Annotated in this window: 23 protein-coding genes and 3 tRNA genes; 18 read left to right on the top strand and 8 right to left on the bottom strand. The window is 71.5% G+C overall.

Annotated elements, in window-relative coordinates:
• Positions 1-156 precede the first annotated feature (156 nt).
• Positions 157-1,095, top strand: coding sequence for a trypsin-like serine peptidase (locus RBL05_RS00285; protein ID WP_308741035.1), 939 nt, complete (start codon positions 157-159; stop codon positions 1,093-1,095).
• A gap of 75 nt (positions 1,096-1,170) precedes the next feature.
• Here the strand turns inward: RBL05_RS00285 and RBL05_RS00290 are convergent, their stop codons facing one another.
• Together RBL05_RS00290 and RBL05_RS00295 are read right to left on the bottom strand one after the other, a co-directional pair.
• Positions 1,171-2,112, bottom strand: a complete 942-nt coding sequence (locus RBL05_RS00290; protein ID WP_308741034.1) for a 3-methyladenine DNA glycosylase — start codon at positions 2,110-2,112, stop codon at positions 1,171-1,173.
• Positions 2,109-2,282 carry a hypothetical protein gene (locus tag RBL05_RS00295; protein ID WP_318603935.1) on the bottom strand — a complete coding sequence of 58 codons (174 nt, stop codon included), beginning with the start codon at positions 2,280-2,282 and terminating at the stop codon, positions 2,109-2,111. The genes RBL05_RS00290 and RBL05_RS00295 overlap by 4 nt, the downstream gene beginning before the upstream one ends.
• 578 nt (positions 2,283-2,860) lie before the next feature.
• On the opposite strand from RBL05_RS00295, the gene RBL05_RS00300 reads away from it, so the two are divergent.
• Positions 2,861-3,592 carry a hypothetical protein gene (locus RBL05_RS00300; protein WP_308741032.1) on the top strand — a complete coding sequence of 244 codons (732 nt, stop codon included), beginning with the start codon at positions 2,861-2,863 and terminating at the stop codon, positions 3,590-3,592.
• Positions 3,589-3,825, top strand: a complete 237-nt coding sequence (locus RBL05_RS00305) for a hypothetical protein (RefSeq protein ID WP_308741031.1) — start codon at positions 3,589-3,591, stop codon at positions 3,823-3,825. Before RBL05_RS00300 ends, RBL05_RS00305 begins: the two co-directional genes overlap by 4 nt.
• Here RBL05_RS00305 and RBL05_RS00310 read toward each other — a convergent pair.
• Positions 3,818-4,183 (bottom strand): hypothetical protein, encoded by a 366-nt coding sequence (locus tag RBL05_RS00310; protein WP_308741030.1) that lies wholly within the window; start codon positions 4,181-4,183, stop codon positions 3,818-3,820. The genes RBL05_RS00305 and RBL05_RS00310 overlap by 8 nt on opposite strands.
• 881 nt (positions 4,184-5,064) lie before the next feature.
• On the opposite strand from RBL05_RS00310, the gene RBL05_RS00315 reads away from it, so the two are divergent.
• Positions 5,065-5,595, top strand: a complete 531-nt coding sequence (locus tag RBL05_RS00315; protein WP_308741029.1) for a DUF2199 domain-containing protein — start codon at positions 5,065-5,067, stop codon at positions 5,593-5,595.
• Positions 5,596-5,618: 23 nt separating this feature from the next.
• Here the strand turns inward: RBL05_RS00315 and RBL05_RS00320 are convergent, their stop codons facing one another.
• The 3 genes from RBL05_RS00320 to RBL05_RS00330 all read right to left on the bottom strand — a co-directional run bounded on the left by RBL05_RS00320 (position 5,619) and on the right by RBL05_RS00330 (position 8,337).
• Positions 5,619-6,695, bottom strand: coding sequence for an LLM class flavin-dependent oxidoreductase (locus RBL05_RS00320; RefSeq protein WP_308741028.1), 1,077 nt, complete (start codon positions 6,693-6,695; stop codon positions 5,619-5,621).
• A 98-nt stretch (positions 6,696-6,793) separates the two neighbouring features.
• A complete protein-coding gene (locus RBL05_RS00325; RefSeq protein ID WP_308741027.1) occupies positions 6,794-7,579 on the bottom strand; it encodes an enoyl-CoA hydratase-related protein in 786 nt (261 codons plus the stop codon).
• A complete protein-coding gene (locus RBL05_RS00330; RefSeq protein ID WP_308741026.1) occupies positions 7,576-8,337 on the bottom strand; it encodes an SDR family NAD(P)-dependent oxidoreductase in 762 nt (253 codons plus the stop codon). The genes RBL05_RS00325 and RBL05_RS00330 overlap by 4 nt, the downstream gene beginning before the upstream one ends.
• A 110-nt stretch (positions 8,338-8,447) precedes the next feature.
• Here RBL05_RS00330 and RBL05_RS00335 point away from each other — a divergent pair, with 110 nt between their 5' ends.
• The 6 genes from RBL05_RS00335 to RBL05_RS00360 all read left to right on the top strand — a co-directional run bounded on the left by RBL05_RS00335 (position 8,448) and on the right by RBL05_RS00360 (position 12,164).
• Entirely contained in the window at positions 8,448-9,227 is a 780-nt protein-coding gene (locus RBL05_RS00335; protein ID WP_053916783.1) for a fumarylacetoacetate hydrolase family protein, read from the top strand.
• Between the two features lie 32 nt (positions 9,228-9,259).
• Entirely contained in the window at positions 9,260-10,777 is a 1,518-nt protein-coding gene (gene gltX / locus RBL05_RS00340; RefSeq protein WP_308741025.1) for a glutamate--tRNA ligase, read from the top strand.
• A 189-nt stretch (positions 10,778-10,966) separates the two neighbouring features.
• A tRNA-Gln gene (locus tag RBL05_RS00345) sits at positions 10,967-11,038 on the top strand.
• Positions 11,039-11,071: 33 nt separating this feature from the next.
• Positions 11,072-11,144, top strand: a tRNA-Glu gene (locus tag RBL05_RS00350).
• Positions 11,145-11,173: 29 nt separating this feature from the next.
• A tRNA-Glu gene (locus RBL05_RS00355) sits at positions 11,174-11,246 on the top strand.
• 99 nt (positions 11,247-11,345) lie between these two features.
• Complete coding sequence (locus RBL05_RS00360; protein WP_318603936.1) at positions 11,346-12,164, top strand: universal stress protein; 819 nt, start codon at positions 11,346-11,348, stop codon at positions 12,162-12,164.
• Between the two features lie 11 nt (positions 12,165-12,175).
• On the opposite strand, the gene RBL05_RS00365 is transcribed toward RBL05_RS00360, so the two are convergent.
• Positions 12,176-12,910: an IclR family transcriptional regulator gene (locus RBL05_RS00365; RefSeq protein ID WP_318603937.1), complete on the bottom strand. Its 735-nt coding sequence runs from the start codon at positions 12,908-12,910 to the stop codon at positions 12,176-12,178.
• 138 nt (positions 12,911-13,048) lie between these two features.
• Between RBL05_RS00365 and leuC the strand changes: the two genes are divergently transcribed.
• The 7 genes from leuC (at position 13,049) to RBL05_RS00400 (ending at position 20,044) form a co-directional block, all read left to right on the top strand.
• On the top strand, positions 13,049-14,461 hold the full coding sequence (gene leuC / locus RBL05_RS00370) for a 3-isopropylmalate dehydratase large subunit (RefSeq protein WP_308741024.1): 1,413 nt from the start codon (positions 13,049-13,051) through the stop codon (positions 14,459-14,461).
• An 11-nt stretch (positions 14,462-14,472) separates the two neighbouring features.
• On the top strand, positions 14,473-15,087 hold the full coding sequence (gene leuD / locus RBL05_RS00375) for a 3-isopropylmalate dehydratase small subunit (protein WP_263310442.1): 615 nt from the start codon (positions 14,473-14,475) through the stop codon (positions 15,085-15,087).
• A gap of 119 nt (positions 15,088-15,206) precedes the next feature.
• Positions 15,207-16,529 (top strand): UDP-N-acetylglucosamine 1-carboxyvinyltransferase, encoded by a 1,323-nt coding sequence (gene murA, locus RBL05_RS00380; protein WP_263310441.1) that lies wholly within the window; start codon positions 15,207-15,209, stop codon positions 16,527-16,529.
• Positions 16,526-17,107 carry a hypothetical protein gene (locus tag RBL05_RS00385; RefSeq protein WP_308741023.1) on the top strand — a complete coding sequence of 194 codons (582 nt, stop codon included), beginning with the start codon at positions 16,526-16,528 and terminating at the stop codon, positions 17,105-17,107. Before murA ends, RBL05_RS00385 begins: the two co-directional genes overlap by 4 nt.
• The gene (locus RBL05_RS00390) at positions 17,107-17,910 is read left to right on the top strand and encodes a lysophospholipid acyltransferase family protein (protein WP_318603938.1); all 804 of its coding nucleotides are present in this window, start codon (positions 17,107-17,109) and stop codon (positions 17,908-17,910) included. Before RBL05_RS00385 ends, RBL05_RS00390 begins: the two co-directional genes overlap by 1 nt.
• Positions 17,907-18,914 (top strand): NAD(P)H-dependent glycerol-3-phosphate dehydrogenase, encoded by a 1,008-nt coding sequence (locus RBL05_RS00395; RefSeq protein ID WP_308741152.1) that lies wholly within the window; start codon positions 17,907-17,909, stop codon positions 18,912-18,914. Before RBL05_RS00390 ends, RBL05_RS00395 begins: the two co-directional genes overlap by 4 nt.
• A 14-nt stretch (positions 18,915-18,928) precedes the next feature.
• Entirely contained in the window at positions 18,929-20,044 is a 1,116-nt protein-coding gene (locus RBL05_RS00400) for a D-alanine--D-alanine ligase family protein (RefSeq protein WP_308741021.1), read from the top strand.
• Positions 20,045-20,067: 23 nt separating this feature from the next.
• Here RBL05_RS00400 and RBL05_RS00405 read toward each other — a convergent pair whose 3' ends face one another.
• Positions 20,068-20,568, bottom strand: coding sequence for a DUF3515 family protein (locus RBL05_RS00405; protein WP_010552245.1), 501 nt, complete (start codon positions 20,566-20,568; stop codon positions 20,068-20,070).
• Between the two features lie 53 nt (positions 20,569-20,621).
• On the opposite strand from RBL05_RS00405, the gene thiL reads away from it, so the two are divergent.
• A complete protein-coding gene (gene thiL, locus RBL05_RS00410) occupies positions 20,622-21,626 on the top strand; it encodes a thiamine-phosphate kinase (RefSeq protein ID WP_308741020.1) in 1,005 nt (334 codons plus the stop codon).
• Positions 21,627-21,701 lie beyond the last annotated feature (75 nt).

A 21,701-nucleotide genomic window follows, 5' to 3' on the forward strand; every position in this document is an offset into this window, starting at 1 on the left:
ACCGATCAGTAGTAAGCGCCTCGGACGTCGAACCGGACAGAAGCGGACGACCGGGAACTCTCGGACGGAGTGACCTCGCTCACGTCACGTAGCGTGCCGTCACGGCCCTGCGGGGTCGTCATCCCACCCCCGTTCCCGCTGTCGAAAGGCACTCCCGTGACGCACTCCACCCTTCGTAGTCGCTGCACCCGACTTCTGGGCGGTGCCGCCCTCGTCGCGGGCCTCGCCGCCGGCGGCGCCGGCGCCGCCACCGCGGACGGCTCCGACGTCGAGCGCACCGAGCTCTCCGGCACCGCGCAGACCGAGGCCCACGGCTACTGGACCTCCGAGCGCATGGAGGCCGCGATCCCGGCCGACGACCTCGCCCCCGAGGACGCGCCCTCCCACGACGCCGTGGAGAAGGGCGAGCCCACCACCGTCCAGGGCCGCAGCGCCGAGGCGCCGGGCACGAGCAAGAAGGCCGCCGAGTCGAAGGACACCGTCGGCAAGGTCTTCTTCACCCAGGGCGGCCAGGACTACGTCTGCTCCGGCAACGCCGTCGCCTCCTCGAACGGCTCCACCGTCTCGACCGCCGGGCACTGCGTCAACGACGCCGGCACCTGGGCCACCAACTGGGTCTTCGTGCCCGGCTACGACCACGGCGACGCCCCCTACGGCACCTGGGCCGCGACCGATCTCGTCTCCACCGACGAGTGGGTCTCCAGCGAGGACATCAGCTACGACGTCGCCTTCGCGACCGTCGAGCCCGAGAGCGGCAGCGGCACCCTCGAGGACGCCGTCGGCTCCACCTCGATCGCGTTCAACCGCGAGCGCGGCGCCGACTACGACGCCTACGGCTACCCGGCCGCCGCGCCCTTCGACGGGGAGTTCCTCGAGAGCTGCTCCGGCTCCGCGAGCGACGACACCATCGGCGGCACCCTCTCCCAGGGCATCTCCTGCGACATGACCGGAGGCTCCTCCGGCGGTCCCTGGTTCCTCGGCGACGGGGCGCAGAACTCCGTGAACAGCTTCGGCTACAACGGCCAGGCGAACGTGATGTACGGCCCGTACTTCGGCGCCGAGGCGCAGGCCGCCTATGACGAGGCGGCCGCCTGAGCGCAGCCCCCACTCCGGAGAAGGGCCGGCACCCCGCGAGGGTGCCGGCCCTTCCGGCGTCACAGCGCGCAGTGCTCAGCGGCCAGCGGGCGTGCTCGCCTCGAGCCCCTCGAGCTCGGCGAGGATCCGTTCACGCAGCGCGTCGGCCCCGGCGGCCAGCTCCCGCTGGCGCCGCACGTACTCCGCCTTGCCGCGCGGGGTCTCGATCGGCACCACCCCGTAGCCCAGCGGCCGCACGTCGTACGGGCTCGCCTCCATGTCCAGCACTCGCGTGGCGCGGGCGTGCTCGAAGCAGTCCAGCACCAGGTCCGAGGGCAGCAGCGGCGTGAGCTTCATGGCCCACTTGTACAGGTCCATCCCCACGTGCAGGCAGGCCGGGTTGTCGTTGTCGACCTGCGTCGCACGGGTCGGCTCCATGGAGTTGCGCGGCGCGGCCGACGGGGTGAAGAAGCGGAACGCGTCCAGGTGCGAGCAGATCAGGTTCTCCCGCTCCACGACAGCATCGGTCTCGGCCGGGGTCAGGCGCAGCGGCAGGTCCTCGTGACGCTGTCCGCCCGCGGGGACCCGGTGCACCATCGCCCACTCGTGCAGGCCGAAGCACCCGAACTCCGGCCGGCGCCGCGTGAGGGTCGAGGCCCGCAGCAGCCGTGTCATGAACGAGAAGGCAGAGGCCCGCTCGGCCAGATAGCGCTCGACATCCGCTCGCCGCACCGCGGGGGTTCCCTCCGGTCCCGCCTCGTCGACGTACCAGGACCGCCGCCCCGCCTCGTCCACATCGGCGATGACCGGGCGCCCGTCCGCATCCATATCGGCCGACGCCTCGTACCCCACCCGCCATCCGGGATGCCAGCGCCGCAGCCGGGCGGGAGAGAAGGGGTAGTAGGTGAACAGGAAGTCCTCCACCGCATGCTTCTCGCCGCGCTGCTTCCGCTCCCGATGCGCGGCGGTCAGCGCATCGGCCCGCTCCTCGTGCGCCGCGCGCGCAGCAGCGGCCTCGATGGCCGTCAGCACCGTCACCGCCCGAACTCCCCGGCCAGATAGCGCCGATGCGCGTCGATGGCTGCATGGACAGGCCGCCCGCCGGACCGCAGATCCTCCCCGTGGTCCCAGTAGCTCTCGCCGCGCCACATCGCATAGTTCGCGGTGGTGACCAGCGCCGTGAGAGAGCGACCATCGCGAGTGTGCACGATCGTCGCCCCTCGGGGAAGAAGTCCGGGGAGGTTCTGATGACCTGCACCTCGTGCCAGGCCAGTCGATGGGTGACGAAGAAGTTAACGATCGTCAGCCCTGAGGTGCTCACGGTGAACCGCAGGCGGGTGACAACCACGGCAGCTGCGATGGCGAGGAGGGACAGTGGGGTTGTGACCAGCAGAAGCGCTGCGTTCCTGGAGTGGCCGACCAGTAGAAGAAGACTGACGCCGAGGACGAGGAGGATGGGAATGCCCAGGAGGACCAGCACCACGATCCGTGCCACGTTCACAGTCGGTGCGTGGTACAGGACGGAGCCGAACGGGGAGGGCATCGATTCTTCCTCGGTGGATTGGGGCGAGTGGGGCCATGGGGAGCGCTCCCCATGGTCGTCTTCGGTTCCCGATATTACGGTGGGCCGGGACGGTTCGGGGGACGGCCCCGTCGGCTGAGCGATGTGATTCCGTAGCTCACGCGGAGGGTGGGAGCTGGGGATGGGGTTCTACGGAGCGGATACCGAGCAGCTGCGCGAACACGCCGAGGCAATGCGCCGGGGGAGCAGAGCCTCGCGGAGCTGTTGGAGTCGCTGGACTCCGTCGTTCACACCGCCTCCTGGAGCGGGCCGGACGCTGAACATTTCCGCTCGCAATGGCGATCACTGATCTCGGGTGAAGCGCGGAGTGTCTGCAACAGCCTCCGTCGTCGGTCCGAAGAGGCTGATCGCGAAGCTGATGAACAGGACGACGCAAGCGAGGGTGAGGGCAGCGGCAGCGGGTTGCCCTGGGGGCCCTTGCCGATGCCGTGGGACGGGGTGCTGAGGAGTTTCAAGGAGGACACATCGCAGGAGAGCGACGGCTTCTTCGGCGACCTTCTCGGGGGTCCGGAGTCCGGTTACTGGGGATCCCTCTTGTGGAACGTCCGGAGCATGCGGGGCGACCTGCTCGGATTTGTACCCGACCCGACGGGGTTGACCAATATCGCGCAGCTCCCCGACGATCTTGCAGACATGGCCATGGGATGCTACGACGCGTCGCAGAGCTTCCAAGACGGTGACTTCTTCGGGACAATGGATGGTGTTATCACAGCCGGAATTAACGGCTTGGATGCCACATTCAACGTCATCGGCGCCCTCCCCACGCCACCCACAAAGGTCGTGGGCGAAATAGGTGGAATGATCACCGGAGGAATGGATATGGCTGGTCGGGACTCACGGCTTGGGCTCAGGGGTCCGCGATCGCGGGAGGTCCGGGCGAAGGGTCCCCAACCAGATTCCTGGTCGAAGCTCCTTTCGCGCTCGTCGATCAGGTGACAGGGACGACGTGGGGAAGTGGCCTCGCGACGACGGTCACCAAGACTGCAGACGCCAATTACGCTCGATTGACCGAATCAGTGCGTGAGAACGTCCCGTTCATCGATCCGGTGCTCGATGCGCAGCAGGAGGCGATTCAGGCCGGAGCCGATCACCTCTGGGGGGATGCTGTCGAAGGAACCGCGAAGCGGGTCAACGACGGGATCCGGGACGTGGTCGACCTCTTCACGTGACGCGGGAGATCCCCGCTCCCACGATCGACGCCAGGACAGAGGAGACCTCTTGGGCCGATAGTGCAATCGCGTCAGCGTGCGGGGGGTCGTCCTCCGACTCCTGGACATGGGCCAGGGCACGGGATCCGGCAAGGATCCATAACGTTCCGACGTTCTCGCCTGTGCTCTCGATGCGCACACATGCCGTGTACTCGCCTACCGATTTCTGCAAGTCCTCATCGCCGAGGAAGTTGCCTGCAGGTCCTTCCCAGAGAACCCGCTCGGCGTCGTCCTCGGGGGCGGTGTACCGCTCGCTCGCGTCCGGCACGGGCACGCAGAAGGCGCCGAGAACTCCGAGTGCGCTCTCCTGCTCGGTCATGACGAAGTGGTGGATGCCCTCAGAGGAGACCTGCTGCTGCAGGATCGATCCGTCACGGTCGATGAAGAGTTGAAGTGCCCCCGAGGGAAGAGCTCGTCCACTGCATCCACGACGACCACCGCATGTCGCCTTCGAACGATGATCCCGGTCACCAAGGCATTCGGAGTCGGCCTCCCCGTGTCCGCGAGAGGGGCGCGACCCTCGATCTGGGCGACCGCGAACTCGGGCGCCAGGACGCCTCGAGCAAAGAGCGAACGGGCAGAAGAGAGCCGTGCCTGCAAGCGGGAGAACCCCTGATCGGAGTCCTCTTGAGTGGAGATCCAGGGCAGATGGACCGCCTCCTGCTCGGGATCGTCCACCAGAGTGAGGACCTCTTCGTCAGTCAGGCTCAGTAGAGAAGTCGGCCCCTCGAGACCGTGTCGTGCGAGCGCACCAGCACTCATCACTTCGCGCTCGCCGGGCGCGGGAGCTGGTTTTGTCACGTGCGCCCTCCTCCGCATCGAGCACCGGGAATTGTCTTCGGTGCCGGGACTTCTCGGGAGGGCCGACATCGTATCGAGGGAGCTCTGTATCGCGTGCCGACAAGTCTCCGTTGATTCACTGCCCCGTCAGCTGCTGCCCGTGCGGCATGGGCCGCTCGCGTGCTTCGGGTCGAAGCGCTCGATGTCGAATGACATGGTCGTCTGCGCGACCATGGCATCATCCCCGCCCGCGTAGTTACCAGGAATCGCAAGGCCGGCGCTTCGGCGGGAAGCCCCTCCGTGACCTGTCCTCCCCACCGCCCCGTGGTCCACAACCGGGGCAGTGCCGTCGAAGGGTGAGCGAGAGGACCCCTAGCGTGCCGGGCATCCCCTCGACCGAACCCACCCAAGGAGCCCCCGATGACCGGCATCGACTTCGACTGCCACGCCTGCGCGGCGACCCACCTCGGCACCGACGGCACGAGGGACCGTCCCTGGCCGGTGCTGTCCTTCGCGGTCCCGGACCCCGTGCTCCGGCTCGCCCCGCACGAGCTCCGTGACGCCGAGATCACCGAGGACCTGTGCTGGATCGAGCGCCCCGAGGGGGCCGAGCAGTACGTGCGGGTGTCGATGCACGTGCCGATCCGCGACGACCCCGAGCGCCGCATGGAGTACGCGCCATGGGTGTCCCTGGCCGAGGACGACGTCCTCGACATCCTCGATCACCTCGGGGACGACGGCTATCGCACGGTCTACCCCGGGCGCCTCGCGAGCGCGCTGCCGGGCTACGAGACGGCGGGCCCCGCGCCGGTCCTCGTGCACTCCCGCGGGGACCTCCGCCCGCTGATCGGCCCGGACCCCACGAACGAGAGCCCGCTCGGACGCGACCTCCTGGGCGGCATCGCCCGGGAGGAGGCCGAGCTGCGCATCCGTGCCTTCCTGCTCCGGTGAGCCGCGGCGAAGGGCAATGGCGCTCAGACCTCGTCGAAGGCCGATCCCTCGGAAGCCTGCGCCTCGGCCAGCAGCTCCCGCACCCGCGGGATCACCTCGGTGCCGTAGAGGCGGATCGACTCCATCAGCTGCTCGTGGGGCATCGGACCGTTCGAGTACTTCAGGTCGAAGCGGTCGATGCCGAGCGAGGTGATCGTCCGCGCGATCTTCTGCGCGACGGTCTCCGGGGAGCCGACGTACAGTGCGCCGTGGTCCGCCTCCGCCTGGAACTCCCCGATCCCCGACGGGCCCCATCCGCGCTCGCGCCCGATCTGGTTGCGGTTGTGGATCCAGTGCGGGGCGAGCTGCTCGCGCGCGGCGGCGTCGGTCGCGGCGATGTGGCCGGGGGAGTGGACGCCGACGGGGCGGGGCTGCCCGCCGAGCTTCGTCGTCGCCTCGTGGAAGAGGTCGACGTAGGGCGCGAAGCGCTGCGCGGGCCCGCCGATGATCGCGAGCATCAGCGGCAGGCCGTGGCGGGCGGTGCGGATCACCGAGTTCGGGCTCCCGCCGACGGCGACCCAAGTGGGCAGCTCCCGCTCGAGCGCGGGGTGCAGCGACTGCTCCTTCAGCGGCGCGCGGGTGGTGCCGGACCAGGTGATCGGCTCGCCGGAAAGCGCCGTCACGAGCAGGTCCAGCTTCTCCTCGAAGAGGGTCTCGTAGTCCTGCATCGCGAAGCCGAACAGCGGGAAGGACTCGGTGAAGGAGCCGCGGCCCACGGTGAGCTCGGCCCGACCCTGAGAGAGGGCGTCGAGCGTGGAGAAGCGCTCGACCACACGCAGCGGGTCGTCGGAGCTGAGCACGATCACGGCGGTCCCCAGCGTGATCCGCTCGGTGCGCTGTGCGAGCGAGGCGAGCACCATGTCCGGCGCGCTGACCGCGTAGTCGGGCCGGTGGTGCTCGCCGATCGAGAAGTGGTCGATGCCGACCTGGTCGGCGAGCTCGCCCTGGGCGACGATGTCGCGGATCACCTGCGCCGGCGCGACGGGATCTCCCGCGCTGTCCACGGTGACGTCCCCGAAGGTGTCCAGGCCGAAGGTGATGGATCCAGGATCGATGCTCATCTGACTGCGCTCCCCGCTTGAATGCTTGAGGATTCAAGCATAGGGGAGTGCGGCGGCGGGGTCCAGCCCGCGATGCAGCGCCCTGCCGTGCAGGGGACTCACCGCCCCTCCCATCGCGGCTCCCGCTTCTCGGTGAAGGCCGCCGCGCCCTCGGCGGCGTCCTCGCTCGAGAACACTCGCTGCTGGGCCTCCCGGATCCGCCGCCAGGCCGGCCGCCCCCAGCTGTCCTCGTGCACCGTCGAGTGCACGAGATCCTTCGTGGCCCGCACCGCGAGCGGCGCGTTCGCGGCGATCCGCTCCGCCAGCGCGAGCGCCTCCTCGTGCACCGCACCGGGCGCGCTCACGGAGTTGACCAGCCCCCACTCCAGGGCCTCCTCCGGCGAGATCCGGTCCCCGGTCAGCAGCTTCTCGAGCGCGAGCTTGGGCGGCACCTGCTGCGGGAGGCGCATCGCCCCGCCCGCCACCGCGATCAGCCCGCGACGCACCTCGGGCAGCGCCAGATGCGCCGCCGGGTCGATCAGCGCCAGGTCGCTCGCGAGCACCAGCTCCGCCCCGAGCCCGACTGCCGGACCGTTCACCGCCGCGATCACGGGCACGGCGACCAGATGCCCCACGATCCCCGCGAAGCCCTGCTCGGGTCGGGTGCGGGAGTGGGCGCTCTCGCCGCGGGCGAACGCCTTGAGGTCCATCCCGGCGCAGAACGCCCGACCCGCCCCGGTCAGCACGATCACCCGCGTCGCCGGATCCGCCTCGGCTTCCGCGACCGCGTCGCCGAGCGCGGTGGCGAGCTCGTCGTCGACTGCGTTCAGCGCCTCCGGCCGGTGCAGCGTCAGCACCCGGACATGCTCGTGCTGTGCGGTCAGCACCAGCTCCCCGCCGCTCATCGCGGACCCATCCTGATCGCCCCGTCGAGACGGATCACCTCGCCGTTGAGCATCGGGTTCTCCACGATGTGCCGCACCAGCGCCGCGTACTCCGCGGGGCGGCCCAGCCGGCTCGGATGCGGGACCTGCGCTGCGAGGGAGTCGCGCACCTCCTCGGACAGCCCCGCCATCATCGGCGTCTCGAAGGTGCCCGGCGCGATCGCCATCACCCGGATCCTCGAGGCGGCGAGCTCCCGGGCGGCGGGCAGCGTGAGCGAGGCGACGGCGCCCTTGGACGCCGCATAGGCCGTCTGCCCGATCTGCCCGTCGAAGGCCGCCACCGACGCCGTGTTCACGAGGACCCCGCGCTCCTCGCCCAGCTGCGGCACCGACTGCATCACCTCGGCCGCGACGCCCATCACCGTCACCGTGCCCAGCAGGTTCACGCGCACCACCTGCTCGAAGCCCGCCAACGGCATCAGCCCGTCGCGACCCACCAGGCGCTTCGCCTGCACGATCCCGGCGCAGCTGACCACCACCCGCAGCGGCCCGAGCGACGAGGCGAGCCCCACGGCCTCGCGCACCTGCGACTCATCGGTGACGTCTGCCGGGGCGAAGCGCGCACCGCCCCCGAGCCCCTCGGCGACGGCCGCGCCGTCCGTGCCCGGCAGATCCACCAGCACGACCTGTGCGCCGGCCGCGGCCAGCGCCTCCCCGGTCGCGCGCCCCAGGCCCGAGGCGCCCCCGGTCACGAGCGCGACATTCCCTGCGACATCCATTGGTCTGCCGCCTTCCCCGCGCTCCGTCGCGCGATCGGTCCGTCTGCGCTCGAGCCTATCCCGCCGCTCCCGATCCGGGCCGGGCGAGGCGAGCGCCTAGACTGGCGCGCATGCGCATCGCCCGATTCACCACCGGCGAAGACCCCATGTTCGGCATCGTCCAGGAGAAGGACGGCCAGGACATGGTCTACGGCATCACCGGTGATCCCCTGTACACAGAGATCCGCCCCACCGGGAAGATCCTCCCGCTCGAGGACGTGCGGCTGCTCGCCCCCGTCATCCCGCGCTCGAAGGTGGTGTGCGTCGGCCGGAACTACGCCGCCCACGCCGCCGAGCTCGGCAACGAGGTGCCCGACCAGGCCCTGTACTTCCTCAAGCCCAACACCGCCGTCGTCGGCCCCGGCGATCCCGTGGTCGTGCCCTCCTACAGCCAGGAGGTGAGCCTCGAGGCGGAGTTGGCCGTGGTCATCAAGCGGATGGCCAAGGACCTCGCCCCCGAGCAGGTCGCCGACCACGTGCTGGGATACACCTGCGCGAACGACCTCACGGCCCGGGACTCCCAGCGCGCCGAGGACCAGTGGTTCCGCGCCAAGGCCTTCGACACCTCCTGCCCGATCGGGCCCTGGATCGAGACCGATCTCGATCCTGCCGCAGGACTGGCGATCTCCTCCCGCGTCGACGACGAGACCGCCCAGTCCGGCTCCACGGCCGACATGGTGCGCGGCGTGCCCGAGCTGATCGCCGAGATCTCCTCCGTCGTGACCCTCCTGCCCGGCGACATCGTGCTCACCGGCACCCCCGCCGGCGTCCGCACCGTCGAGCCCGGCGCCCGGATCGACGTCGAGATCGAGGGGATCGGGACCCTGTCCAACCCCCTCGTGCGCCGCTGAGCCCGCCCCCGAACCTCCAGGGAGAACCCTTCGTGACCACCACCCCCGCAGCTGCCTCGACCCCCGACGAGGTCCGCGTCCGCTTCTGCCCCAGCCCCACCGGCATCCCGCACGTCGGCATGGTGCGCACCGCCCTGTTCAACTGGGCCCACGCCCGCCACCACGGCGGCAAGCTCGTCTTCCGCATCGAGGACACCGACGCCGCCCGCGACAGCGAGGAGTCCTACCACCAGCTGCTCGACGCCATGCGCTGGCTCGGCATCGACTGGGACGAGGGCGTCGAGGTCGGCGGCCCGGACGGCCCCTACCGCCAGTCCCAGCGCGGCGAGATCTACCAGGACGTGATCGCCAGGCTGAAGGAGTCCGGGCACATCTACGAGTCCTTCTCGACCGCGGAGGAGATCGCCGAGCGCCACCGCGCCGCCGGCCGCGACCCGCAGCTCGGCTACGACGGCCACGACCGCGACCTCACCGAGGAGCAGAAGGCCGCCTTCCGCGCCGAGGGCCGCGAGCCCACCTGGCGCCTGCGCATGCCGCAGGAGGACATCACCTTCACCGACATGGTGCGCGGCGAGATCACCTTCAAGGCCGGCTCCACGCCCGACTTCGTCGTCGTGCGCGCGAACGGTCAGCCGCTCTACACCCTGGTCAACCCCGTGGACGACGCACTCATGCGCATCACCCACGTGCTGCGCGGCGAGGACATCCTCTCCTCCACCCCGCGCCAGATCGCGCTCTACCGGGCGCTGATCGAGATCGGCGTCGCCGAGCGCGTGCCGGAGTTCGGCCACCTCCCTTACGTGATGGGGGAGGGGAACAAGAAGCTCTCCAAGCGCGACCCGCAGGCGGACCTCTTCCTCTACCGGGAGCAGGGCTTCATCCCTGAGGGCATGGTCAACTACCTCGCCCTGCTCGGCTGGGGCTTCAGCGCCGACGAGGACATCTTCAGCCGCGAGCAGCTCGTCGAGCGCTTCGACGCCTCCGACGTGAACCCGAACCCGGCGCGCGTGGACCTCAAGAAGGCCACCGCGATCAACGCCGACCACATCCGTCTGCTGCCGGAGGACGTCTTCGTCGAGTGGCTCATCCCGTACCTGCAGTCCGGGGGAGTGCTCGGCGAGACGGTCAGTGAGGAGCAGCGCGCCCTCGTCGTCGCCGCGGCGCCGCTGGTGCAGACCCGCATGAACCTGCTCGGCGAGGCGAGCGACCTGATGGGCTTCCTCTTCGTGGCCGACGAGGACCTCGTGGTCCAGGACGACGCCCTGAAGAAGCTCGGCGACGACCCCGTCGCGGTGCTGGACCGCGCCATCGCCGAGGTCGAGGCCGTGCCGGCGGAGGACTTCACCGCTGCCGCGCTCGAGGCCGCGCTGCGTGCCGCGATCGTCGAGGACATGGGCATCAAGCCCCGCCTCGCCTTCGGCCCGCTGCGCTCCGCGATCTCCGGCCGGCGCATCTCCCCGCCCCTGTTCGAGTCCATGGAGCTGCTGGGCCGCTCCTCGAGCCTCGCGCGCCTGCGCTCCTTCCGCGAGCGCCTCGCCGCGGAGGGCTGAGCGCCAGGGCTGTGGGGCCCGGCCGGACAGCGTGCCGAGCCTCACAGCCCGAAAGGCCCCTCTCGCTTTGTGCTCCGCGGGAGAAGCCGGTAGAGTCTTCACTCGGTACGGCACGCGGAACAGCGCGGGAAGTCCACGGGAACCACCGGGGAACGGAACGTGAAGGACTGCGGAAAGTGCTTCTCACCATGGGGTATGGTGTAATTGGCAACACAACGGTTTCTGGTACCGTCATTCTAGGTTCGAGTCCTGGTACCCCAGCGCTTCGCAGTGATCATTCGCTGCGCGGTCCGCGCCCCGTTCGTCTAGCGGCCTAGGACGTCGCCCTCTCACGGCGGTAACACCGGTTCAAATCCGGTACGGGGTACGAGGCGAGATCCACTGGATCTCGCACCCGCCCCGTTCGTCTAGCGGCCCAGGACGTCGCCCTCTCACGGCGGTAACACCGGTTCAAATCCGGTACGGGGTACGAGCAGGAGCCGGCACCACTGGTGCCGGCTCCTTCTGCATTCCGAGGTCCTGTCCGAGGTCCTGTCGGCGCGCGGCCCCGACAGAGTATCGTCGTGACATGACGCACACAGCAGCTCCGAGGATCACGGTCGGCGTCTACGACGCGGACGAGTCCGATCAGGCGGTCCGCTGGGCCGCCCGCCATGCCGCCACCGTCGGCGGCGCCCTCCATCTCGTCCACGCCTTCGTGTGGACCGAGCTCGATGTCAACGTCGACCCGATCTCCGGGATGCCGGGCTCCGGCTTCCGCAGCGCGGCCGACGTCCTGCTGCGCGAGGCCGCCGAGCTCGCCCGGGAACGCGCCCCCGAGGTCGAGATCACCACCGAGGTGGTCGACGGCAACTCCGTGCCGGTCCTGGTCCACGCCAGCAAGGGCTCCGACCTGCTGGTCCTCGGCGGGCGAGGACTGGGCCGGCTGATGACCCTCATCGTCGGATCGAAGAGCCTCGCCCTCGCCTCCCGCGCCCACTGCCCCGTCGCGGTGGTGCGGGGGAACATCGACGGCGACGGCCCCGTCGGGCTCGTGCACCACGAGACCTCGACCGAGGTGGTCTCCCGCGCGGCCGACCTCGCGGAGGCCTACGGACGGGACATCCACCTCGTGGTGCGGCCGGGCACCTCGCCCGAGCAAGCCCAGGAGATCCTCGCCGCCACCGCGCAGCGGATCTCGCTCAGCCACCCCTCGGTCTTCGTGAAGGGCGTGGCCGTGGCGACCTCCGACAACGCCAAGCAGCTGGTCGAGGCCAGCGAGAACGCGAGCGTCATGGTCGTGGCGGGGGAGCGGGTCGAGGGCGGCTCCGGGAAGATCGCCGCGCCGCGCCAGCTCGTGAACGTGCTGCGCTACGCCAACACGCCCGTGTGGATCGAGCGGGAGTGAGTCGCGGGTGATCAGGCGCCGGCGCGGCGCAGCAGCTCGGTGAGATGGTTCGCCGAGCTGATCACGGACGGGGCATGGAGCCGGCCCGGCTGACGGGTGATCCGCTCGATCGGCCCGGAGATGCTCAGCGCCGCGACGACGCGCCCGTTCGGCCCGCGCACAGGCGCGGAGACGGAGCCGACGCCCGGCTCGCGCTCACCGATCGACTGCGCCCAGCCGCGACGGCGCACCGCCGAGAGCTGGGTCGCGGTGAAGCGCGCCCCGAGCAGACCCCGGTGGAGCCGGTCCGGCTCCTCCCAGGCCAGCAGGATCTGCGCGGCGGAGCCCGCCCGCATCGTCAGCGCCGCCCCGAGCGGGACCGAGTCGCGCAGACCGATCGGCCGCTCGGCGGCGGCGACGCAGATGCGGTGGTCGCCCTGGCGCCGGTACAGCTGCGCGGATTCCCCGGTGTGGTCCCGCAGGGCCGCGAGCACGGGCCCGGCCGAGGCCAGCAGCCGGTCCTCGCCGGCGGCCGCGGCGAGCTCGCCGAGGCGCGGACCGAGGATGAAGCGGCCCTGCATGTCGCGGGCCACCAGATGGTGGTACTCGAGCGCCACCGCGAGGCGGTGCGCGGTGGGACGGGCCAGTCCCGTCGACTGCACGAGCTGGGCGAGCGTGGCAGGGCCGGCCTCGAGGGCGCCGAGAACGACGGCCGCCTTGTCGAGCACGCCGACGCCGCTTCCGTTCTCCTCCGGGGTGTTGTCCATGCTCCGATATTGCCGTCTTATTCAGTGAGACGCAAGTGCATCGGATCGTGGACCCGCCCACGATGAGCGCAGCGCCCGAGACCGGGCGCGACTGCGCATCAGCACGCATCCCCACGAAGGATGCAGGGAAGGATCGACATGGCGGGGACCCTCGCGGAGAAGGTGTGGGCGGATCACGTGGTCCGCCGCGGTGAGAACGGCGAGCCGGATCTGCTCTACATCGACCTCCAGCTCCTGCACGAGGTCACGAGCCCGCAGGCCTTCGACGGCCTGCGCCAGGAGGGGCGCGAGCCCCGCCGCATCGACCAGACCCTCGCGACCGAGGACCACAACACCCCCACGATCGACATCGACAAGCCGATCGCGGACATCACCTCGCGCACCCAGATCGACACGCTGCGCCGCAACGCCGAGGAGTTCGGCGTGCGCATCCACTCCCTCGGTGACAAGGACCAGGGCATCGTCCACGTCGTGGGACCGCAGCTGGGCCTGACCGTGCCCGGCATCACCGTCGTGTGCGGCGACTCGCACACCTCCACCCACGGCGCCTTCGGCGCGCTGGCCTTCGGCATCGGCACCTCCGAGGTCGAGCACGTGCTGGCCACCCAGACCCTGCCGCTGACCCCCTTCAAGACCATGGCCATCAACGTCACCGGCTCCCTGAAGCCCGGCGTCACCGCGAAGGACATCATCCTCGCCGTGATCGCGAAGATCGGCACCGGCGGCGGCGCAGGCTACGTGCTCGAGTACCGCGGCGACGCGATTCGCGAGCTCTCCATGGAGGGCCGCATGACGATCTGCAACATGTCGATCGAGGCAGGCGCCCGAGCCGGCATGATCGCCCCGGACGAGACCACCTTCGAGTACGTCAAGGGCCGTCCCCACGCACCGCAGGGGAAGGACTGGGACGAGGCCGTCGCCTACTGGAAGTCACTGCGCAGCGACGACGACGCGACCTTCGACGCCGAGGTGGAGATCGACGCCGACGAGCTCGAGCCCTTCGTCACCTGGGGCACCAACCCCGGCCAGGGCCTGCCGCTGTCCGCCGCGGTCCCTGCCCCCGAGGACTTCGTCGACGAGACCGACCGCTACGCTGCCGAGCGGGCGCTGGAGTACATGGACCTCGTCCCCGGCACGGCGCTGAAGGACATCAAGGTCGACACCGTCTTCATGGGCTCGTGCACCAACGGCCGCATCGAGGACCTGCGCGCCTTCGCCTCCGTGCTCGAGGGCCGCACCAAGCACCCCGACGTGCGCGTCCTGGTCGTCCCGGGCTCCGCCCGCGTGCGCCTGCAGGCTGAGCAGGAGGGCCTGGACCAGGTGTTCCTCGACTTCGGCGCCGAGTGGCGCCAGGCCGGCTGCTCGATGTGCCTGGGCATGAACCCCGACCAGCTCGCCCCGGGCGAGCGGGCCGCCTCCACCTCCAACCGCAACTTCGAGGGCCGGCAGGGCAAGGGCGGGCGCACCCACCTCGTCTCGCCCGTCGTCGCCGCCGCCACCGCCGTGCGCGGCACCCTGTCCTCCCCGTCCGACCTGCTGACCCACGCCTGAGGAGCCCCGCCATGGAAGCCTTCACCACGCACACCGGCATCGGCGTCCCGCTGCGTCGCAGCAATGTCGACACCGACCAGATCATCCCCGCCGTCTACCTCAAGCGCGTCACCAAGACCGGCTTCGACGACGGCCTGTTCCACGCCTGGCGCACCAACGATCCCGAGTTCGTGCTGAACAAGCCCGCCTACGCCAAGGGTTCCGTGCTCGTGGCCGGCCCCGACTTCGGCACCGGCTCCTCCCGCGAGCATGCCGTGTGGGCCCTGCGCGACTACGGCTTCAAGGCGGTGCTCTCGACCCGCTTCGCGGAGATCTTCCGCGGCAACTCCGGCAAGCAGGGCCTGGTCGCCGGGATCCTCGCCCAGGACGACATCGAGCAGCTGTGGAAGATCCTCGAGGAGACCCCGGGCACCGAGGTGACCGTGGACCTCGAGAACCGTCAGGTCAGCGCGGGCGACTCGACCTTCCGGTTCGAGATCGACGATTACACCCGCTGGCGCCTGATGGAGGGCCTGGACGACATCGGCCTCACCCTCCGCCACGAGGAGGACATCACCGCCTTCGAGCAGAAGCGCCCCTCCTGGATGCCGAAGACGCTGCCCGCCCGCACCGCCGACACGCACTGAGGTCCCGCCTTCACCCTCGCGGCCTGCCCGCCCCTCCCACGGGGCGGGCAGGCCGCTCCGGTATGGTGAGCCGGTCAGATATGGGCGTGCTGACGTCCGTCCCTCCAGGCAAGGACACCATGAGCTCCACATTCCACGTGCGCGGCGGGCGCCCGCTCGACGGCGAGATCACCGTCCGCGGCGCCAAGAACCTGGTCTCCAAGGCGATGGTCGCCGCGCTGCTGGGCACCTCGCCGAGCGTGCTCCGCTCCGTCCCCGACATCTCCGACGTCCGTATCGTCTCGAACCTGCTGTCGATCCACGGCGTGAAGATCGAGCACGACGTCGCCGGCGGCGAGCTGCGGCTGGATCCCTCGAACGTCGAGCGGGCCCACGTCGCCGACATCGACGCCCACGCCGGCAGCTCCCGCATCCCGATCCTGTTCTGCGGCCCGCTGCTGCACCGTCTGGGCGAGGCGATCATCCCCGACCTCGGCGGCTGCCGCATCGGCGACCGGCCGATCAACTACCACCTCGACGTGCTGCGCAGCTTCGGCGCCCACGTCGACAAGCGCGAGATGGGCATCCACATCACCGCGCCGAACGGCCTGAAGGGCACGAAGATCCACCTCGAGTACCCGAGCGTCGGCGCGACCGAGCAGGTGCTGCTCACCGCGGTGCGCGCCCAGGGCGTCACCGAGCTGGTCAACGCCGCGGTCGAGCCGGAGATCGAGGACCTCATCGCAGTGCTGCAGAAGATGGGCGCGATCATCTCCCTGCAGACCGACCGCACCATCACCATCGAGGGCGTCGACGAGCTCGGCGGCTACGAGCACGTCGCGATCGCCGACCGCATCGAGGCGGGCTCCTGGGCCTGCGCGGCGCTGGTCACCAAGGGTTCCGTCTTCGTGCGCGGCGCGCAGCAGAAGCCGATGTCCACCTTCCTGAACATCTTCCGCAAGGTCGGCGGCGGGATGGAGATCCGTGAGGACGGCATCCGCTTCTACCATCCCGGCACCCCGCTGAAGGCGATCGCGCTGGAGACCGACGTGCACCCCGGCTTCATGACCGACTGGCAGCAGCCGCTCGTGGTCGCCCTCACCCAGGCCGACGGCATCTCGATCCTCCACGAGACGGTCTATGAGAACCGCCTGGGCTTCACCGGCGCGCTGAACGACATGGGCGCGCGGATCCAGGTCTACCGCGAGTGCCTCGGCGGCTCCTCCTGCCGCTTCGGCCGCTCCAACTACAACCACTCCGCGGTCGTCTCGGGCCCGATGGCCCTGCACGCCGCGGACATCACCGTCCCGGACCTGCGCGGCGGTTTCTCCTACCTCATCGCGGCGCTCGGCGCCGAGGGGGTCTCCACCATCCGCGGCATCGGCCTGATCGACCGCGGCTACGAGTCCTTCCGCGACAAGCTCACCGCCCTCGGGGCCGAGTACTGGGAGGGAGAGGAGTGAGCGAGGAGCACGCGGAGCTCGGGACCGGGAGCACCCCGATCGCCGGCGCGGCCGGCTCCCTCGCCCTGCGGGACATCCCGATCCCGGACTACTGCGACGTCGTGATCGTCCCGACCGGCGGGGTCGAGGAGTCGGATCCGCGGGTGTGGGCCGAGGCGATCTTCGCCCACGAGAACACCCCGCTCGGCTCCCGCGGCCTGCGCGCCCTGCGCGACGAGGCCGTGCGGCTGTTCGACATGGTCCCGCCGCCGCAGAAGGAGTTCGTGGCCGACGAGGTGGTGGGCTCGGAGGCCCTCATCGTGGACGACGACGACAAGCTCGCCGTCCGCATCGGCGTGGCGCTGCTGCCGGGCGGGGAGCTGCTGCAGGTGACCACGGCGGTGAAGTACAAGACCGTGCGGGGCCGGCTCGCCTTCGCACCGCGCCGTCTGATGCACGCCGCGGCCGTGAACACCCTCGCCCGTCGGGCGCCGACGACGCTCCGCCGCCGGGCTCTGACCGGCGACCGGCGCGCGGCCTCCCTCACCTCGCAGGTCTCCCGCCGCGCCCTGGGCCGCGGCCCGTCCTCGAACCGCTGATGTCGCTCCTGCGCAGCTGGGACGTGGGCACCGCCCGCGAGCCAGCCCGTCGTGCCGGGCTCGTGATCGGGCTCGCGCAGCTCCCGCTGCGCCCCCTGGTCACGCTGCTCTCCCGCCCGCAGTGGCAGGGCACCGAGAACTTCCCGGCCAGCGGCGCCGTGATCGCCTGCGGCAACCACCTCAGCGCCTTCGACCCCTTCGGCTACGGGCACCTCCTGCAGGCCTCCGGGATCGCGCCGCGCTTCCTGGCCAAGGAGTCGCTGTTCCGCGTGCCGGTGCTCGGCGCCCTGCTGCGCTCGGCCCGGCAGATCCCGGTGCTGCGCGGCACGAGCCGCTCCGGTGACGCCCTGGACGCCGCCCGGGAGGCGCTGGGCCGGGGCGAGCTGCTGATGGTCTTCCCCGAGGGCACCTACACCCGCGATCCGGAGCTCTGGCCGATGCAGGCCCGGCTCGGCGCGGCCCGCCTCGCCCTGTCCACCGGTGCGCCGCTGCTGCCGATCGCGACCTGGGGCGGTCGCGGGCTGTGGCCCGTCGGCTCCCCGCTCCCGCGCCCGGCGCGCGGCCGCCGCGTGCGCATGCGCGTCGGCGAGCCCTTCACCGCCGCCGCCGGCGCGGGCGAGACCGAGCACGAGGCCGCCCTGCGCGTCACCGAGGAGCTGATGGCGCGCATCGCGGCCCTCCTCGGCGAGCTGCGGGGCCTCACCCCGCCCGATCACCTCCACGACCCGCGCACGGACGCCCACCGTCCCGAGATCGGCCGCACCGATCCCGGCTTCCGCGCGCCGACGGAGCCGCGACGATGAGCGCGCCGCGCAGGGCCCCGCGTCTCACGGTCCTCGGCGCCGGCAGCTGGGGGACCACCTTCGCGCAGGTCCTCGCCGACGGCGGCGCCGAGGTGACCCTCTGGGCGCGCCGCGAGGAGGTCGCCAGCGAGATCAGGACGCAGCACCGCAACAGCGCCTATCTCGGCGACCGCGAGCTCCCCGTGAGCCTCCGCGCCACCGCCGATGTCGCCGCCGCGCTCGAGGGCGCCGACGGCGTGGTCGTCGCGATCCCCGCCCAGTCGATGCGCGCGACCCTCGCGCCCTGGCCCGCCCTGCCCGCCGTCCCGGTGCTCTCCCTCACCAAGGGCATCGAGCGCGGCACCGACGCCCGGATCAGCGAGATCCTCGCCCGGGCCGGGGGAGCGGACCCCTCCCTCGTGGGCGTGCTCTCCGGCCCGAACCTCTCCGGTGAGATCGCCGAGCGCCGCCCCTGCGCGAGCGTCGTCGCCGCCCCGGACGAGGAGCTCGCCGAGACCTTCGCCTCCTGGTGCTCCGCGCCCTACCTGCGCGCCTACACCTCGACCGACGTGGTCGGGGTCGAGGTCGCCGGGGCCGTCAAGAACGTCATCGCGATCGCCGTCGGCGCCGCGACGGGGCTCGGCCACGGCCACAACACCACCGCCTCCCTGATCACGCGGGGACTGGCGGAGATCACCCGTCTGGGCGTCGCGCTCGGCGGGCGCCGCGAGACCTTCCCGGGCCTCGCCGGCATGGGCGACCTCGTCGCGACGTGCTCCTCGCCGCTCAGCCGCAACCACCGCCTCGGCCTCGCGCTCGGTCGCGGGCTCGACGTCGCCGCGGCTGCGGCGGAGGTGGGACAGACCGCCGAGGGCGTCGCCACCGCCCGCGCCGTCGCCGACATCGCCGCACGCCACGGCGTCGACATGCCGATCACCCGCTCGGTGGTCGCGGTCGTGGACCACGGCGCGAGGATCGACGAGGTCACCACGGCCCTGCTGTCACGCTCGGTCCGCCCGGAGTGACTACCCTCGACCCCATGAGCACCACCGTCGCCCTCCTGTTCGGCGGCCGCAGCGGCGAGCACGGCATCTCGTGCATCACCGCCGGCGGCATCCTCGCCGCGATCGACCGCACCCGCTTCGATGTCCTCGCGATCGGCATCACCCCCGAGGGCCGCTGGGTCCACGTCTCCGACGACCCCTCGGACTGGACGATGGTCGACGGCCGCGCCCCCGAGGTCGCCGCTGACGGCGACGAGGTGCTGCTGCCCTCCTCCCGCCACCGCGCGGGAGAGCGGACCGCGCTGCGCGTGGTGCGCGAGGGGCGCGTCGAGCCGCTCGCCGAGGTCGACGTCGTCTGGCCGCTGCTGCACGGCCCCTACGGCGAGGACGGCACCGTCCAGGGCATGCTCGAGATGCTCGACATCCCCTACGTCGGCTCCGGCGTCCTCGCCTCGGCCACCGCGATGGACAAGGCCGCGACGAAGGTCGCGCTGCGTGCGGCCGGCATCGAGTGCGCCCCCGGCATCGTCGTGCACGAGGACCGCTGGGCCGACGGCGCGGGGCGCGTGCTCGCCCACCTCGAGCAGCATCATCCGCGTCCCTGGTTCGTCAAGCCGGCCCGTGCCGGCTCCAGCCTCGGCGTCAGCCGCGTCCAGGAGGTCTCGCAGCTCGAGCACGCGATGAAGGCCGCCTTCCGCGAGGACCCCAAGGTCCTCATCGAGGAGGGGGTCGTCGCCCGCGAGATCGAGTGCGGCGTGCTCCAGGCCCGGGACGGCGGCGAGCCCCACACCACTCTGCCCGGCGAGGTGAAGGTGGGCGCCGACCTCGACTTCTACGACTACGAGGCGAAGTACTTCGGCAAGGGCACCGTGAGCATCGACGTACCCGCGGGTCTGCCCGACGGGGTGCTCGAGGAGGCCCGCGAGATCGCCCGGCGCGCCTTCGGGGCGCTCGGCCTCGAGGGCCTTGCCCGGGTCGACATGTTCGTCACCGCCGATCACCGCGTGATCGTCAACGAGGTCAACACCATGCCGGGCTTCACCCCGTACTCGATGTTCCCGGTGCTGTGGGAGTCGATGGGGCTGAGCTACGCCGAGCTGATCGCGGACCTCGTGGACCAGGCCGCCTCGCGCCGCCTCGGCCAGCGCTGAGCCTCGGGCGGCGCTGAGCCGTCTCAGCCCTCGTAGCCCTCGTCCCCGGGGCCGATGCAGCGGGCGGTCGCCTCGATGTTCCGGGTGATCACCTGGGTGAGGTCGAGCGCGGCGGCGGAGGGCTGGTCCGGTGCGGCCGAGCGCGGCACGGACACGTCGATCGCCGGTTCGCGGCCATAGGTCGTGTACAGGAACGTGTCGCCCTCGATCTCCTTGACGACCCAGTCGACCTCGATCTCGTTCTCGTCGGCGAGGGTGGTGCACTGGTCGGTGGTCGGGCCGGGCGGGGTCACGCCGCAGCGCATCACGACCGTGTCCTCCCCGCTGCCCCAGGCGGCGGTGCCCTGGCTCGAGGTCTCCACCCGGTCCATGCCGAGCACCTGCGGCGGGGCGGCGAGCACGATGTCGGCGCACACCGGGTCCGCGGCGGCCTCCCCGGCGGGCACCTGCACGGTGCCGCAGGCGGCGAGGCCGAGGGCGAGCAGCCCGGTGAGGGAGAGGGCGGCGGCACGTCGAGGAAGCACGTACCGAGGGTACCGGTGGGATCGGGGAGCCGGGGATCGGGCAGACTGGTGCGATGACCGCACAGCCCCGCCCCGGCCTCTCCGAGGCCTCGATCCTCGCCGCCGTGCTCCCGCAGCTCCCCACGGGCGAGCAGGTCGAGGTCGGTCCGGGCGATGACGCCGCGGTGGTGCGCCTGCCCTCGGACCGTCTCGTGGTCACCACCGATGCGCTGGTCGAGGGGCACGACTTCCTGCCGGGCGCGACGCTCCCGCGCTGGATCGGCCGGAAGGCCGCGGTGCAGAACCTCGCCGACGTCGCCGCGATGGGCGCCCGTCCGCTCGCCCTCGTCGTCGCGCTCTCGGCCCCGGCCGGGACGGACCCGTCCGTCTTCGAGGAGCTCAGCGCCGGTCTCGCGGAGCGCGCTGCGGCCGACGGCGCGGTGATCGTCGGCGGCGACCTGGGCCGCGCCGACCGCCTCACCCTCGCCGTCACCGCGATGGGCGCGATGGCGCCCGGCGACGCGCCCGTGCTGCGCTCCGGCGCCCGCCCCGGCGACGTGCTCGCGATCGGCACGGAGCGCCTGGGCCGCTCCGCCGCCGGCCTCGCCCTGGTCCTCGGCGGGAAGATCCACGTCGACGCCGCCGGCTCGATCTCGCTGGAGGACATCACCACCCCCGACGCCGCCGATCTCGTCCGCCACCACGACGCCCCCGAGGTCGACCTGTCCCTCGGCTGGGGTGCCGGCCGCACCGCGCACGCCATGATGGATCTCTCCGACGGGCTGGTCCGCGACGGCGGCCGCCTCGCCGCCGCCTCGCGGGTGCGGATCGACCTCGACCGCGCCGCCCTCGCCCCGGATACCGAGGCCCTCGCCGCCCTCGCCGACGATCTCGGCAAGGACCCCTGGGCCTGGGTCCTCCACGGCGCCGAGGAGCACGCGATGTTCGCCGCCTTCGCCCCGGGCGAGGTGCCGACCGGCTTCCGCTCCATCGGCCGGCTCCACGAGGCGGGGGACGGCCCGGCCGTGACCCTCGACGGCACCCCGATCCCCGGCGAGGGCTTCGACCACTTCGCCTGAGCACGCCGCGCCCCTCCGGGATTAGGCTGGCCGGCGGCGCGACCGCGCCCGACCCGCACGCCACGGAGGAGCACC

Source organism: Brachybacterium sp. GU-2, from assembly GCF_030866705.2.
GTDB classification, from domain to species: Bacteria; Actinomycetota; Actinomycetes; order Actinomycetales; family Dermabacteraceae; genus Brachybacterium; species Brachybacterium conglomeratum.

Coding starts and splice junctions, on each gene's coding strand:
- RBL05_RS00310 (WP_308741030.1), bottom strand. CDS start 4,183: ATGACCGAGCAGGAGAGCGCACTCGGAGTTCTCGGCGCCTTCTGCGTG.
- RBL05_RS00315 (WP_308741029.1), top strand. CDS start 5,065: ATGACCGGCATCGACTTCGACTGCCACGCCTGCGCGGCGACCCACCTC.
- RBL05_RS00320 (WP_308741028.1), bottom strand. CDS start 6,695: ATGAGCATCGATCCTGGATCCATCACCTTCGGCCTGGACACCTTCGGG.
- RBL05_RS00325 (WP_308741027.1), bottom strand. CDS start 7,579: ATGAGCGGCGGGGAGCTGGTGCTGACCGCACAGCACGAGCATGTCCGG.
- RBL05_RS00330 (WP_308741026.1), bottom strand. CDS start 8,337: ATGGATGTCGCAGGGAATGTCGCGCTCGTGACCGGGGGCGCCTCGGGC.
- RBL05_RS00335 (WP_053916783.1), top strand. CDS start 8,448: ATGCGCATCGCCCGATTCACCACCGGCGAAGACCCCATGTTCGGCATC.
- RBL05_RS00360 (WP_318603936.1), top strand. CDS start 11,346: ATGACGCACACAGCAGCTCCGAGGATCACGGTCGGCGTCTACGACGCG.
- RBL05_RS00365 (WP_318603937.1), bottom strand. CDS start 12,910: ATGGACAACACCCCGGAGGAGAACGGAAGCGGCGTCGGCGTGCTCGAC.
- leuC (WP_308741024.1), top strand. CDS start 13,049: ATGGCGGGGACCCTCGCGGAGAAGGTGTGGGCGGATCACGTGGTCCGC.
- leuD (WP_263310442.1), top strand. CDS start 14,473: ATGGAAGCCTTCACCACGCACACCGGCATCGGCGTCCCGCTGCGTCGC.
- murA (WP_263310441.1), top strand. CDS start 15,207: ATGAGCTCCACATTCCACGTGCGCGGCGGGCGCCCGCTCGACGGCGAG.
- RBL05_RS00390 (WP_318603938.1), top strand. CDS start 17,107: ATGTCGCTCCTGCGCAGCTGGGACGTGGGCACCGCCCGCGAGCCAGCC.
- RBL05_RS00395 (WP_308741152.1), top strand. CDS start 17,907: ATGAGCGCGCCGCGCAGGGCCCCGCGTCTCACGGTCCTCGGCGCCGGC.
- RBL05_RS00400 (WP_308741021.1), top strand. CDS start 18,929: ATGAGCACCACCGTCGCCCTCCTGTTCGGCGGCCGCAGCGGCGAGCAC.
- thiL (WP_308741020.1), top strand. CDS start 20,622: ATGACCGCACAGCCCCGCCCCGGCCTCTCCGAGGCCTCGATCCTCGCC.